Genomic DNA, 14,861 nt, shown 5'->3' with positions numbered 1-14,861 from the left:
ACCAGGCGACCGCGCGCAATTCCGCGCAAGGATCGAGCTGTGCGCGGGTTGCTGTGCCGTATGGTCGCGCCTAGCCTTGCGTGATCGCGTCGCCTCTGAGGATCCTCGCCATCATGCCCGACGACCTGCTCTTCCTGCCCGCCTTGCGCGCAGCGGCAATGATCCGGACACGTACGCTTTCGCCCGTGGAATACATCGACGCCGTTCTCACGGCGATCGAGCGCGCCCAGCCGCGGCTCAATGTCTTCACCGCGGTGCTCGCCGAATCCGCGCGTGTCGAGGCACGCCGCGCCGAGGCGGCCGTGATCCAGGGCAGGCCGCTCGGGCCACTGCACGGCGTGCCGGTCACGATCAAGGATCTCGTCGATGTCGCCGGCGTTCGCACGACTCACGGCTCGGCGATCTTCGCCGCGAGCCCTCCGGCGACGGCCGACGACGTTCTCGTCGCCCGCCTGCGCGCGGCCGGCGCGATCATTCTCGGCAAGACCACCACCCCCGAGTTCGGCGTGAAGGGCCTGACCGACGGGCCGTCCTTCGGCGTGACGCGCAACCCTTGGAATCTCGCACGCACCTCGGGCGGGTCGAGCGGCGGCGGTGCGGCGGCAGTCGCTGCCGGGCTCGGCCCGCTCGCGCTCGGCACCGACGGTGCCGGCTCGATCCGTGGCCCGGCGTCGTGCTGCGGCGTGGTCGGGCTCAAGGCCACGCTCGGCGCGGTGCCATACGACACCGCGCGCGACGCGTTCGGCAACAACGTGTTCGCGGGTCCACTCGCGCGCGCAGTCGGCGACGCGGCGGTGATGCACATCGTGCTGTCCGGTGCGAGTACGAAGGATCCGTGGAGCCTCGGCTTCACGGCGCGTCCCCTCTCGCCCGGGCTGGTCAGCGCGGATCTCTCATCAGTGCGGATCGGCTACATCCCGCTCTGCGCCAACCCGCGCGTGGCGGCGGATGTCGCAGCGAACACGCGTGCCGCCCTCGATGCCTGGCAGGCGATGGGTGCTGCCGTCGAGGAGGTGACCGAGAGGATCGACTGGATAGAGTTCGAGGGTCGGGTGCTCTACCAAGCCAATTTCGCCGTGTTCTGCGCGAAGTACCTGCCGGAGTGGCGGGACCGGATGGACCCGGTGACAATCGCATTCATGGAGCGCGGCAGCCGGTTCAGCCTTGCGCAGTTCCGCGAGGCGCAGTTTGCCCGTGCCGGCCTGTTCCGCGCGATCCAGGGCCTGCTCGACCGCTACGACGTGCTCGTCACCCCGACCGCCTCGCGCACCGCGCTGCCCGCCGACTTCGACGCGGCGAACGACGAGGTCGAGGTCGATGGCGTGAAGTGTGGCATCACGCGCCAGGGTTGGACCTCATACCAGTATCCCTTCAACCTCACGGGCCACCCCGCGCTCTCGCTGCCCTCGGGCTTCGGCACGGACGGATTGCCGACCGGTGTGCAGATCGTCGGACGCTGGGGCGCGGAGGCGGATATCCTGCGCCTTGGCGCGCTGCTGGAGGCTGCGCGGCCTTGGGCCCAGCATCGCCCGGACATCGCGCGGGGCTGAGCGATCATGAGCGACGCGCTCTGCTTCCTCTCGATCGCGGAGTTGAGTGCGCGCTACGCCGACGGCACCTGTTCGCCGGTCGACATCGTGCGGGCGCATCTGACCCGCGCCGCACGGTTGGAGCCCAAGCTCCAGGCCTTCCAGCTGATCGACGAGGACGGCGCGCTGCGGGCAGCGGCAGCAAGCGCGGCACGCTGGCGGGCCGGCCGACCCGTGGGGGCGCTCGACGGCGTGCCACTGAGCATCAAGGACAATGTGGACGTCGCGGGGTTCCCGACCCGCCACGGCTCGCGGACCAGCGACGACGCTCCGGCCGAGACGGATGCTCCTGTCGTCGCACGGCTGCGCGAGGCCGGCGCGGTGATCCTCGCCAAGACGCGGCTGCCCGAGTTCGGCTGGAAGGGGCTGACGGACGGCCCTTTGCACGACCAGCCGACGCGCAACCCGTCGAACCTCGCCCATACGCCGGGCGGCTCCAGCGGCGGAGCGGCCGCCTGTGTGGCCGCCGGGATCGGCACCGTAGCCTTCGGCAATGACGGTGGCGGATCCATCCGTGGCCCGGCGAGTTTCTGCGGACTCTTCGGACTCAAGCCCACCTTCGGACGGGTACCGCATGACAAGCACGAAGGGCCGTTCGGAACGTTGGTCGCGGGCGGGCCGATCACGCGCTCGGTGGCGGATGCCATCATCACGCTCGCTGTGATGGCACGACCGGATGATCGCGACTGGTTCGCCTTGCCGCCACCGCCGGCGGGCTGGCTCGCAGCGCTGCGGCCGCGATTGCGGGATCTTCGCTTCGCCTACGCGCCGGAGCTCGGCGGCGTCGCGCCGGATGCGGAGGTGCGTCGCGTGGTCGAGGCAGCCGTCGCCACCCTGGCTGCACAGGGTACGCGCATCACGACGCTCGGTCCGATCATTGATCCGCTGCGCCCGTCCTTCGAGGCCTATTGGTTGGCGGGCTTCGCCAAGCGGCTGCGCGCGATCCCGCCTGCACGACATGACGAGATGGACCCCCAGCTCCGCCGCCTGGCCGAACAGGGGCTCGCTGTCGGCATCGAGGCACTGCTCGCCGGAGAAGCGGCGCGCGCCGCGCTCGGGCGCCGCCTCGGTGCAGTGCATCGCGAGTACGACCTGCTGTTGACGCCGAGCATGCCGCATGCGGCACCAACGGTCGGCACGATCTATCACACCGACGCGTATGATCGTTGGCGCGACGGTGTCCCCTATTCGCTCCCATTCAATCTGACTGGGCAGCCGGCGGCGACCCTGCCCTGCGGCGTGACCCACACCGGACTTCCGGTCGGGTTGCAGGTGGTCGGGCCACGCTTCGCCGAACGCGCCATTCTGGAGGCCTGTCTCGGGATCGAACAAGCGCTGGGCGTCGTACCGCCCACGGCACGACTACGCGGGCTTCAATCCAAACCCTAGCGCGGTCGCGGTCCACGCGCGAATCTGACCGGATGACCATTGCTGATCATCCAGGGTTCACGGCAACGTTCATCGAAGCTTCATTCATCCGAAATCGCCAGGTCACGATGCGCTGGCACCTCTCCGCGCATGAGCGATACCCCCGGCGTCACCTCCACGCGCGCAACCAATGTCCTGCTGATCGTGGTCGACCAGTGGCGTGCCGACATGATGCCGGGTTCGCCCGCACTGCCGATCGAGCTGCCCAATATCCGACGGCTGATGCGCGAGGGCGTCACGTTCCGCAACCATGTCACCACCGCGGTGCCGTGCGGGCCTGCTCGCGCCAGCCTGCTCACGGGCCTCTACCTGATGAACCACCGTGCGGTGCAGAACACCGTGCCGCTCGATCGCCGTCATTTCACGCTCGCCCAGGCGCTGCGCGCGATCGGCTATGACCCCGCGCTGATCGGTTACACCACCACAACGCCCGACCCACGCACGACCTCGCCGCGTGATCCGCGCTTCCTGGTGCTCGGCGACCTGATGGAAGGGTTCCGCAGCGTCGGCGCGTTCGAGCCCGGGATGGACGGGTATTTCGGCTGGGTCGCGCAGAAGGGCTATGCGCTGCCGCCGAACCGCGCCGACATCTGGCTCCCCGAGGGCGAGGACGCCGTGCCGGGCGCCACTGACCGGCCCGCACGCATCCCGAAGGAACTCTCCGACAGCGCCTTTTTCACCGAACGCGCACTGACCTATCTGAAAGGCCGCAACGGTAAGCCTTGGTTCCTGCATCTCGGCTACTATCGCCCGCATCCGCCCTTCGTCGCCTCCGCGCCGTATCACGCCCTCGTCAAACCGGAGCAGGTCATCGCACCGGTGCGGGCGGCCTCGCCGGAAGAGGAGGGCGCGCAGCACCCGCTGCTCGCCTACTATCTCGGCGCGGTCGCGCAAGGCTCGTTCTTCCAGCGCGCAAGCGGCCTAGCCGCCGAGATGGACGAGGCGTCGGTGCGCCAGATGCGCGCGACCTATTGCGGCATGCTGGCCGAGATCGACGACTGCCTTGGCACGGTGTTCTCGCATCTCGACGCAACCAATCAATGGCGCGATACGCTGGTGATCTTCACCTCCGATCACGGCGAGCAGCTCGGCGATCACTGGCTGCTCGGCAAGCTCGGATATTTCGACGAGAGCTTCCGCATCCCGCTCATCATCAAGGACCCGCGCGCCGAGGCCGAGGCCACGCGTGGTCGCACGCTCGACGCGTTCACCGAGAGCGTGGACGTGATGCCGACCATCCTCGACTGGCTCGGCGGCGAGGTGCCGCGCGCGGTCGACGGACGGTCCCTGCTGCCGTTGTTGGAAGCCGAGCCCCCGCGCGAGTGGCGCGATGCGATCACCTACGAGTTCGACTTCCGCGACGTGTTCTACTCGCATCCCGAAACGGCGCTCGGCCTTGCGATGGATCATTGCAGTCTCGCCGTGATCCAGGACGCGGAGGCGAAGTACGTGCACTTTGCCGGCCTGCCGCCGCTGTTCTTCGATCTGCGCGAGGATCCGCACCAGTTCACGAACCGCGCAGACGATCCAGGCTTGGCGTCACGCATCAAGGACTACGCGCAGCGGCTGCTGACGCACCGGCTGCGCCATGCCGAACGCACGCTCACCCACTTCCGCGCCACTCCGCACGGACTGGAGGAACGGAAGCCCGGGTACTGACCACCCCCGGACACCCTCAGGACAGGAGGTCCCCCGCCATGCCTCGTCTGACCCGTCGCTCCATCCTCGCCGGCACGGCCGGCACGCTCGCGCTGCCGCGTTTCGCGATCGGCCAGCCCGACCAGCGCCCGTCCATCGTCGTCGCGGTGCAGAAGATCTCGAACAGCAATACGCTCGAAGTGCTGCGCGAGCAGTCCAATGTCGGCGAGCGAGTGTTCTACACCTCGATCTGGGAGAGCCTGATCGGCCGAAACTGGCTTGGCGACCAGGGACCTGTGCCGTCGCTCGCGACCGCCTGGCGGCGCATCGATGACCGCACCGTCGAGCTCGACCTGCGCGAGGGCGTGAAATTCCACAACGGCGACACGCTGACGGTCGAGGACGTGGTGTTCAGCTTCGGGCGCGAGCGCATGTTCGGCGACACGCGTCCGATCCTCGCGGGCGAGACGCTTCGCGTCACCTCTGCCGCGCCGGTTGCCGGCGGCAAGGCCCCGCCACCAGAGGTTCCGGCGATCGCGCGGCGCATCTGGCCGGCGCTGGAGCGGGTCGAGGCGGTGAACGCACGCACCGTGCGCTTCGTCAACGCCGTGCCGGACGTAACGTTGGAGGGGAGGATCGGCCGCTACGGCAGCGACATCGCCTCGCGCCGCGCCTTCGAGGCCGCCGAGAGCTGGCTTGCCTGGGCGCGCCGTCCGATCGCGACCGGGCCCTACCGGGTCGTCGAGTTCCGCCCGGATGTCGAACTCGTGCTCGAGGCCCATGACGAGTACTGGGGCGGCCGCCCCCCGCTGCGCCGCATCCGCTTCATCGAGGTGCCGGAGGTGGCGAGCCGCGTGAATGGACTGCTCTCGGGCGAGGTTCAGTTCGCCTGCGACATTCCACCCGATCAGATCGCCGGGATCGAGCGCAACGCGCGCTTCGAGGTCCAGGGTGCCACCATCCACAACCACCGCATCACGGTGTTCGACAAGAACCACCCACAGCTCGTCGATCCGCGCATTCGCCGTGCCATGACCCACGCGATCGACCGCCAGGCCATCGTCGATTCGCTCTGGGGCGGGCGCACGCGGGTGCCGGCGGGGCTGCAGTGGGAGTTCTACGGTCCGATGTTCCACGCCGACTGGACGGTACCGGGCTATGACCCGGCAGCGGCGCAGCGACTCGTGCGCGAGGCCGGCTATCGCGGCGATCCGATCCCGTATCGCTGCCTCAACAACTACTACACGAACCAGAACGCCACCGCGCAGATCCTGGTCGAGATGTGGAAGGCGGTGGGGCTAAACGTCCAGCTCCAGATGGTCGAGAACTGGCAGCAGATCATGCAGCGCAACGAGACGCGCGCGGTCCGCGACTGGTCGAACTCGGCGCTCTTCAACGATCCGGTCTCCTCGCTGGTCGCCCAGCATGGTCCGAACGGCTCGCAGCAGCAGCAGGGCGAGTGGAGCAACGAGGAGTTCAACCGCCTTGCGATCGAGCTTGAGACCTCGACCGATCGCGCACGCCGACGCGCAGTGTTCCGCCGCATGCTCGAGATCGCCGAGCGCGAGGACCCCGCCTACACCGTGCTGCACCAGAACGCGACCTTCACGGCCAAGCCGAGGGCAATTCGCTGGCGCCAGCCTGCCGCCTTCGCGATGGACTTCCGCGCCGAGGCCTGGGGCGGCATTTCGGGCTGAGTGACCGGGAGGACATAGACCATGCGCCTGACACGCCGAGCCGCGCTCACGGCGACCGCCGCGATCTCGCTCCCGCGCTTCGCGATCGCCCAGGGCGATCAGCGTCCGTCGATCACGGTCGCGGTGCAGAAGATCAGCAACAGCAACACCTTCGAGACGCCGCGCGAGCAGTCGAATGTCGGCTACCGCGTCTACTCCAACTACGCCGAGACGCTGATCGAGTCCGCCTGGCGGGACCAGTTGAAGCCGGTACCTGGCCTTGCGACCGCGTGGCGGCGGATCGACGATCGCACCGTCGAATTCGACCTCCGCGAAGGCGTACGATTCCACGACGGGACGGTCATGACCGCCGAGGATGTCGCCTTCAGCTTCGGTCCGCGTCTGTTCGGCGCGGAGACGCTCGGTCCGCGCCAGCCGCCGAGCGAGGTGATCGCGACCGGGCGGCGCACCTTCCCGGCGATCGAGGGCATGGAGATCGTGCGCCCCGGTGTGGTGCGTTTCGTCAACAAGACGCCGGACGTGACGCTCGAAGGACGCATCCAGCAGAACATCGGCATCGTCGTCTCGCGCCGTGCCTTCGAGGCGGCGCCGAACTGGCTTGCCTGGGGCCGCGCCCCGATCGGCACCGGACCGTACCGCATCGCCGGGTTCCGCCCCGATGTCGAGCTCGTGCTCGAGGCGCATGACGAGTACTGGGGCGGCCGCCCGCCCGCGCGACGCATCCGCTTCCTCGAGGTGCCGGAGGTCGCGAGCCGGATGAACGGGCTCCTGTCCGGCGAGTTCGACTTCGCCTGCGACATCCCGCCCGACCAGATCGCGACGATCGAGCGCAACCGCCGCTACGAAGTGCTCGGCAGCCCGATCAACAACATCCGCATCCTTGCCTTCGACAAGACCCACCCGGTGCTCGCCGATGCGCGGGTGCGGCGTGCGATGACGCACGCCATCGATCGCACCGCAATCGTCGAAGCCCTGTGGTCGGGTCGCACGCGCGTGCCGAAAGGGCTCCAGCTGGAGTTCTACGGGCCGATGTTCGTCGAGGGCTGGGACAATCCTCGCTTCGATCCGGACGAGGCGCGCCGCCTGCTGCGCGAAGTTGGCTATCGCGGCGATCCGATCCCGTACCGGTTGCTGAACAACTACTACACGAACCAGGTTTCGAATGCGCAGATCATGGTCGAGATGTGGAAGGCCGTAGGGCTCAATGTGGAGATCCAGATGGTCGAGAACTGGAACCAGATCCAGGATCGCGCAACACCGCGCGGCATCCGCGACTGGTCGAACACGTCGCTGTTCAACGACCCCGTCTCGGGCCTCGTGCGCGGCATGGGCCCGCGCGGCGAACTGCAGCTTCAGGGCGAGTGGACCAACGAGGCTTTCAACATCGAGGTGACGGTGCTGGAGACCTCGCTCGACCGGGCGCGCCGTCGCGCCGCGTTCCGGCGCATGCTCGAGATCATCGAGCGTGAGGACCCGGGCTACCTCGTCCTGCACCAGGCCGCCACCTTCACTGCCAAGCGGCGCGACATACGCTGGAGCGCATCGCATGGCTGGGCGATGGACTTCCGTGCCGACAATCTCGCCTTCGGCGCGTGACGACGATCAGGGGAGACCAGTGATGGCCCGATTGACCCGCCGCGCCGCGCTCAGCGTCACTGCCGCAGCCGCAACCCTGCCGCGCTTCGCGATCGCGCAGTCCGATCAGCGCCCGACCGTGACCGTCGCGGTCCAGAAGATCGCCAACAGCAACACGCTGGAGACGGCGCGCGAGCAATCCAATGTCGGCAGCCGCACGTTCAATTCCTATGCGGAGATGCTGATCGACACCGACTGGATCGGTGATCTGTCGCAGCGGCCGGGGCTTGCCACGGCCTGGCGGCGGATCGATGATCGCACGGTCGAACTGGATCTGCGTCAGGACGTCAAGTTCCACAACGGCGACACCATGTCCGCCGAAGACGTGGTGTTCAGCTTCGGACCCGAACGTCTGTTCGGCGGCTCGGACCAGGGGCAGGGTGGCACGCTGTTCGCGGCCCCGACCACCACCGGTGCGGCCGGCAAGGCACCGCCTCCCGAGGTACCCGCGGTGGCGCGTCGCACCTATCCGGGGCTGGAGCGCATCGAGATCGTGCGCGAGGGCGTGGTCCGCTTCGTCAACAGGACGCCGGATGTGACGCTGGAAGGCCGCATCGCGCGCAATGTCGGGGTGGTCCTGTCACGCCGCGGCTTCGCCGAGGCCGAGTCGTGGCTCGCCTGGGCACGTCGGCCGGTCGGCACCGGCCCCTACATGGTCGCCGAGTTCCGCCCCGACACCTCGCTCACCCTCGCCGCCTTCGACGACTACTGGGGCGGGCGGCCGCCGGCACGCCAGATCCGCTTCCTCGAAGTGCCGGAGGTGGCGAGCCGGATCAACGGCCTGCTGTCCGGCGAGTACGATTTCGCCTGCGACATCCCGCCCGACCAGATCGCGCCGATCGAGCGCAATCCGCGGTTCGAGGTGGCCGGAAGCCTCATCACCAACCACCGGCTGACGGTGTTCGACAAGAACCACCCGCAGCTCGCCGATCCGCGCGTGCGCCGGGCAATGACGCACGCCATCGACCGCGGCGCCATCGTCGAGGCGTTGTGGGCTGGCCGAACCCGCGTGCCGAAGGGGCTGCAGTGGGAGTACTATGGCGAGCTGTTCCAGACAGACTGGGATGTGCCGGCCTTCGATCAGGCCGAGGCACGACGGCTGCTGCGCGAGGCCGGCTATCGCGGCGATCCGATCCCGTACCGGCTGCTGAACAACTACTACACGAACCAGAACGCGACCGCGCAGATCCTGGTCGAGATGTGGAAGGCCGTCGGGCTGAACGTGCAGATCGAGATGCGCGAGAACTGGCAGCAGATCTTCGATCGCAACAGCCCGCGCGGCGTGCGCGACTGGTCGAACTCCGCCCCGTTCAACGATCCGGTCTCCTCGATCACCAACCAGCACGGACCGCGCGGGCAGCAGCAGCAGGTGGGAGAGTGGACCAACGACGAGTTCAACCGTCTCTCGGTGGAGTTGGAGACCTCGACCGATCGCGCGCGCCGCCGCGCCGTGTTCCGCCGCCTGCTAGAGATCGCCGAACGCGAGGATCCGGCCTACACCGTGCTGCACCAGACCGCGACCTTCACCGCCAAGCGCAAGGACATTCGCTGGCAGGCGGCCCAGTCCTTCCTGATGGACTTTCGCGCGCGCAACCTCGCCTTTCCGGCGTGAGCCGCGTATGGGAGCTCTCGTTGCACTCTCCGGTCTGACGGTCGACTTCGATACCGGCAAGCGCGTGGTCCGCGCGCTGCACGGTGTCGATCTTTCAGTCGCGCGTGGCGAGGCGGTCGGTCTGGTGGGCGAGTCGGGCTCGGGCAAGTCCGTCACCTGGCTCGCCGCACTCGGCCTTCTCGGCGGGCGCGCGCGCATCGGTGGTTCGGTGCAGCTCGACGGCACCGAGCTTGTGGGAGCGCCGGTGCGGGTGCTGGAAGCCATGCGCGGCAAGCGCATCGCGATGATATTCCAGGACCCCGCCTCGTCGTTGAATCCGGTGCACCGGATCGGCCGGCAGATCAACGAGGCGCTCGCACTGCATCGGGGCCTGACCGGTGCGGCCGCGCGCGCCGAGACGCTGCGTCTGCTCGACCGTGTCGGCATCCCGGCAGCGGCGCGGCGGCTCGACGACTACCCGCATCAGCTTTCGGGCGGACAGAACCAGCGCGTGATGATCGCGATGGCGCTTGCCGGCGAGCCCGATCTGCTTATCGCCGACGAGCCCACCACCGCGCTCGACGCCACGATCCAGGCGCAGATCCTGGCACTGCTCGGCGAACTGCGCCGCGACGGTAACATGGCGATGGTGCTGATCAGCCACGATCTCGGCGTGGTCGCGGAGAACTGCGACCGGGTGGCGGTGATGTATGCCGGCCGGATCGTCGAGGAGGCGAGCGCGGACCGGCTGTTCGGCGCGCCGCAGCACCCCTACACGCAGGGCTTGCTCGACGCTCTGCCGGATCTCGACGGACCGCGTCGCCGCCTCGCCGCGATCCCCGGCACGGTACCCGAGCCCACGCGGTTGCCGCCGGGCTGCGCCTTCGCGCCGCGCTGCCCGCATGCCGAGGCTGCCTGCGTGGCGGCTGTCCCGACGTTCCACCTGCTGACGCCCGGGCATCGAGCCGCGTGCCTGAAACCGGCCGCATCTCGGGGAATGGCACGCGAGCGGGCGGTCGCGTGAGCACGCTTCTCTCGGCGCGCGGTCTGGCCCGGCACTATGCCGTGCGCACGGGACTGTTCGGGCGGCGCGCCAGTCTGCGCGCGGTGGACGGCGTCTCGTTCGATGTTCCGCCAGCCCGCACGTTGGCACTGGTCGGCGAGTCGGGTTGCGGCAAGACCACAACCGCCAAGCTGGTCCTCGGGCTGATCCCGCCCACGGCGGGTACCGTCACATTCGAGGGCGAGGCCCTGCCCCGGCCCAACACCGTCGCGTGGCGCGAGGCCCGCCAGCGCATGCAGATGATCTACCAGGATCCGCTCGGTGCACTCGATCGGCGCCTGTCCGTGCTGCGCCAGGTGGCCGAGCCGCTGGAAATCCATCAGGTCGGCACGAAGGCGGAGCGGCGGGAGCGTGCACTCGCACTGCTCGACGCTGTCGGCCTGCAACCTCATCTCGCCGGCCGGTATCCACACGAACTCTCGGGCGGGCAGCGGCAGCGCGTCGTGCTTGCGCGCGCCCTGATCCTCGAACCCGCGCTGATCGTCGCCGATGAGCCGGTCTCGGCACTCGATGTGTCGATCCAGGCCCAGGTGCTGAACCTGTTCGAGGACCTTCAGGCGCGCTTCGGTGTCGCCTTCCTGTTCATCAGCCACGACCTCAAGGTCGTGCGCCAGGTCGCGCACGACGTCGCAGTGATGTATCTCGGCCGCATCGTCGAGCAGGGCGCGCCGGAGGCACTGTTCCGCGAGCCCGTGCACCCCTACACCCGCGCGCTCGTCTCCGCGATCCCGGTGGTGCGTCGGCGCGCGGGACGCGAGCGCATCGTGCTGGAGGGCGATCCGCCGAACCCGATCGCGGTGCCGTCGGGCTGCGCGTTCCATCCCCGCTGCCCGGTCGCGGTCGCGGCCTGCCGCAGCGAGACGCCGGCACTGAAGACGCTGCCCGATGGCCGTCTCGTTGCCTGCCATCTCGCCCATGGCGATGCGGCGATGCGCAAGGCTGCCTGACCCGTGCTACGCTATTTTCTTTCACGCCTGCTGCGCGCGGTGTTGACGATCGTCGCGGTCGTCACCTTCGCCTTTGTGGTGCTGCGGCTCTCCGGTGATCCGGCTCTGCTCATCATGTCGGTCGATGCGCCGCCAGAGGCCGTCGAGGCGTTCCGCGCCGCCTGGGGCCTCGACCGTCCCGTTTGGGAGCAGTACCTGCGCTACTTCGTCCAGGTCGCGCAGGGCAATCTCGGCCAGTCGATGCGCGATGGAAGGCCGGCGTTGACGGTGGTGATGGAGCGCGTGCCGGAGACCCTGGCCCTCACGCTGCCGGCCTTCGCCATGAAGCTGCTGATCGGCATTCCGGCCGGCATCTATGCGGCGCTGAACCGCAACCGCCTCGCCGACCGCCTGACCATGGTGATCTCGGTCGCCGGGTTCACGGTCCCCTCCTTCGTGCTGGCGCTGATCCTGGTGCTGATCTTCGCCGTCAACCTCGGCTGGCTGCCGTCGGGTGGAGCGGAGTCCTGGCGGCACGCGATCCTGCCCGTGATCACGCTCGGGCTGTCGGGTGCCGCGATCCTCGCGCGCTTCACCCGCAGCGCGATGCTGGAGGTGCTCGGCCAGCCGTATATCCGCGCAGCCTCGGCCAAGGGGCTGCCGTGGCGCCGTGTCGTCACCGATCACGCGCTGCCGAACGCGGCGATCCCGACCGTGACGATCATCGGCTTCATGGTGGGCAGCTTGGTTGCCGGCGCGGTGGTGGTGGAGAGCGTGTTCTCCTGGCCCGGCGTCGGCCGGCTGCTGGTGGTCGCGGTCTCGAACCGGGATCTTGCGATCGTACAGACCATCCTGCTGCTCGTCGCCATGACCATGGTCTGCGCGAACCTGATCGTCGACATGCTCTACGGCTGGATCGATCCGCGGCTGCGCACCGCGCGGGCGGCAGGAGGGTGAGGATGTCGCCGCAGAATGTCGCCACCGTCACGCTTCCGGCGCCGCCTGAAGCCGAGCGCGGGCGCTCCGCAGTCACCCGCTTCCTCGAAGCCTGGCCGCCGGCCGTACTGCTCGCCCTCGTCTGGATCGCGGGCATGCTGGTGGTCGCCCTGTTCGCCGACAGCCTCGCGCCTTATTCGTTCACAGCGCTGGATCTGCGCGCGCGGCTCTCCCCGCCCGTGTTCATGGGCGGGGACTGGCGCCATGTTCTGGGCAGCGACGAGCTCGGCCGCGACGTGCTCTCGCGCCTGATCGTCTCGATCCGGATGAGCGCCCTGATCGCCTTCGGCGCAACGATCATCAGTGCCGTGCTCGGCACCTCGCTCGGCCTGCTGGCGGCGCATTTCCGCGGCCGCATCGAGCAGGTCGTGCTGGCACTGGTGGACTTCCAGGCCTCGATGCCGTTCCTGATCATCGCGCTGAGCGTGCTCGCCTTCTTCGGCAACGCGCTGCCGCTGTTCATCGCGCTGATGGGGTTTCACGGGTGGGAACGCTACGCGCGCATCTCGCGCGGCCTGACGATCGCGGCGAACGAACAGGGCTATGCCAATGCGGTGCGCCAGCTCGGCGCGGGACCGGCGCGCATCTACGGGCTGCACGTGCTGCCCAACATCGCCTCGACCCTGATCGTCACCATGACGCTCACCTTCCCCGAGATCATCCTGCTCGAGAGCGGGCTTTCGTTCCTTGGCCTCGGCGTGCAGCCGCCGATGACCAGCCTCGGCAACATGGTCGGCTACGGGCGCGAGTACATCACCCGCGCGCCGTGGATCATGCTGTCCCCGGCCGCCACGATCGTGCTGACCACGCTCTCGATCAGCCTCGTCGGCGATTGGCTGCGCGATCGTCTTGACCCGACCCTGCGCTAGGATCGTTCCATGCCTTGCGTCTCCCGAGTCGTCCTGTTCGGTTTCGACGGCCTGCGCCCGGATCGGGTCACGCCCACGACCATGCCGCATCTGGCCCGCTTCGTCGCCGAGGGGACGCGCTTCGCCAACGCGCGCAGCGTGTTCCCCTCCGAGACGCGGGTGGCGATCCCCTCGCTCGCGACCGGCTGCCGGCCGGGCACGCACGGGCTGGTCGCGAACAGTCTCTACGACGCGGCCGCCGCACCCGAGCGTGTGCTGAACACCAAGCACGCCGCCGATATCGATGCGCTGGTCGCGGCGCATGGCCGACTGCTTGCGGTCCCGTCGCTCGGCGCACGCCTTGCCGCGGCAGGCCACGCGCTCGACGTGGTCTGGACCGGGACGGTCGGTGCCGGGCGGGCCTTCTTCCCCGAGGCCGAGGCGCTCGATGCCTTCCGCTGGCATCCGGAGGAGGCGGTCGGACCCGCGCGCGGGCTCGACGCGCGGTTTGGTGCCGCACCGCCCGCTGGGACGCCGAACACGCCGCGCGTCCGTCACGCGGCGCGCCTGTTCATCGAGCATGTGCTGGGCGAACGGCGCGCCACAGTCGCGGCGTTCTGGTCGAGCGAGCCGGACGTCACCTATCACTACTGCGGCGTCGGCAGCGCGGAGGCCGAGACCGCGATGCGCGACGTCGATGCGGCCTTTGCGGAAGTCCTGCGCTGGCGCGATGCCCAGCCCGACCGCGACGGAATCGTCGTGTTCGCCCTCTCCGACCACGGCCACGTCACCGGCGAGGCGCTGCTCGACCTTCAGGCCGCGCTGCGCGCAGGCGGCTTCGCGGCCGGGCGCGACTTTGGCAACGGCACCGAGATCGCGCTCGGCGGCGGCGGCGCGCCGGGTCTCTGGTTGCGCGATCCGCGGGAGACAGCGCCGCTCGCATCCTGGCTCAACGACCAGCCCTGGACTGGCCTGGTGCTCGCGCGCGAGGCCGGAATTCCTGGAACGATCCCGCTTGCCACGCTGGGTGCGAGGCACGCCCGCTCGCCGGATCTCGCGGTGACCTTCGCGGGATCGAGCGCTCCGGATCCGCGCGGCGTGCCCGGTCGTGCTCTGATCGATACCGGCGATGTTCCGGTCGGCGGCGGCATGCATGGCGGTCTGCACGAGCGCGAGCTTGCGACCGTGCTGGCGATGGCGGGCGGCCCGATCCTCTCCGGCGTCGTGATGCAGGGTGCGGCTGACCTGACCGACATCGCCCCGAGCGTGCTCGCGCTGCTCGGACTGTTGAGTGAGGGAATGGACGGACGTCCGCTCGCGCAGGCGTGGGGGAATGCCCCTGATGCCGCGCCCGATCACGACGAGCTCCGCCCCGTCGAGGGGCGCGCCGGGCTTCGGCTGTTCCGTCTCGGCGCGACGCACCGGCCGGATGCAATGATCGAGGCGTGAC

Annotated in this window: 11 protein-coding genes; all 11 read left to right on the top strand. The window is 69.1% G+C overall.

The window, feature by feature from the left end; all coding sequences use genetic code 11:
- Positions 1-113 precede the first annotated feature (113 nt).
- The 11 genes from F563_RS0114665 to F563_RS0114615 all read left to right on the top strand — a co-directional run bounded on the left by F563_RS0114665 (position 114) and on the right by F563_RS0114615 (position 14,860).
- On the top strand, positions 114-1,550 hold the full coding sequence (locus tag F563_RS0114665) for an amidase (protein ID WP_019015435.1): 1,437 nt from the start codon (positions 114-116) through the stop codon (positions 1,548-1,550).
- Positions 1,551-1,556: 6 nt separating this feature from the next.
- The gene (locus tag F563_RS22745; RefSeq protein ID WP_019015434.1) at positions 1,557-2,978 is read left to right on the top strand and encodes an amidase; all 1,422 of its coding nucleotides are present in this window, start codon (positions 1,557-1,559) and stop codon (positions 2,976-2,978) included.
- Between the two features lie 129 nt (positions 2,979-3,107).
- The gene (pehA, locus tag F563_RS0114655; RefSeq protein ID WP_019015433.1) at positions 3,108-4,676 is read left to right on the top strand and encodes a phosphoric/sulfuric ester hydrolase PehA; all 1,569 of its coding nucleotides are present in this window, start codon (positions 3,108-3,110) and stop codon (positions 4,674-4,676) included.
- A 38-nt stretch (positions 4,677-4,714) separates the two neighbouring features.
- Positions 4,715-6,352 (top strand): ABC transporter substrate-binding protein, encoded by a 1,638-nt coding sequence (locus F563_RS0114650; RefSeq protein WP_019015432.1) that lies wholly within the window; start codon positions 4,715-4,717, stop codon positions 6,350-6,352.
- A gap of 21 nt (positions 6,353-6,373) precedes the next feature.
- The gene (locus tag F563_RS0114645; RefSeq protein WP_019015431.1) at positions 6,374-7,948 is read left to right on the top strand and encodes an ABC transporter substrate-binding protein; all 1,575 of its coding nucleotides are present in this window, start codon (positions 6,374-6,376) and stop codon (positions 7,946-7,948) included.
- Between the two features lie 22 nt (positions 7,949-7,970).
- On the top strand, positions 7,971-9,599 hold the full coding sequence (locus F563_RS0114640; RefSeq protein WP_019015430.1) for an ABC transporter substrate-binding protein: 1,629 nt from the start codon (positions 7,971-7,973) through the stop codon (positions 9,597-9,599).
- Between the two features lie 7 nt (positions 9,600-9,606).
- Positions 9,607-10,602: an ABC transporter ATP-binding protein gene (locus F563_RS0114635; protein ID WP_019015429.1), complete on the top strand. Its 996-nt coding sequence runs from the start codon at positions 9,607-9,609 to the stop codon at positions 10,600-10,602.
- Positions 10,599-11,588 carry an ABC transporter ATP-binding protein gene (locus F563_RS0114630; protein WP_019015428.1) on the top strand — a complete coding sequence of 330 codons (990 nt, stop codon included), beginning with the start codon at positions 10,599-10,601 and terminating at the stop codon, positions 11,586-11,588. Before F563_RS0114635 ends, F563_RS0114630 begins: the two co-directional genes overlap by 4 nt.
- 3 nt (positions 11,589-11,591) lie before the next feature.
- The gene (locus tag F563_RS0114625; RefSeq protein WP_019015427.1) at positions 11,592-12,524 is read left to right on the top strand and encodes an ABC transporter permease; all 933 of its coding nucleotides are present in this window, start codon (positions 11,592-11,594) and stop codon (positions 12,522-12,524) included.
- 2 nt (positions 12,525-12,526) lie between these two features.
- Complete coding sequence (locus F563_RS0114620) at positions 12,527-13,432, top strand: ABC transporter permease (protein WP_019015426.1); 906 nt, start codon at positions 12,527-12,529, stop codon at positions 13,430-13,432.
- A gap of 9 nt (positions 13,433-13,441) precedes the next feature.
- Positions 13,442-14,860, top strand: coding sequence for an alkaline phosphatase family protein (locus F563_RS0114615; RefSeq protein WP_019015425.1), 1,419 nt, complete (start codon positions 13,442-13,444; stop codon positions 14,858-14,860).
- Position 14,861: the final 1 nt, after the last annotated feature.

The sequence above is a fragment of the Elioraea tepidiphila DSM 17972 genome, from assembly GCF_000378465.1.
In the GTDB taxonomy this organism is placed as follows: domain Bacteria; phylum Pseudomonadota; class Alphaproteobacteria; order Acetobacterales; family Acetobacteraceae; genus Elioraea; species Elioraea tepidiphila.
This window is presented reverse-complemented; position numbering and strand designations above follow the sequence as displayed.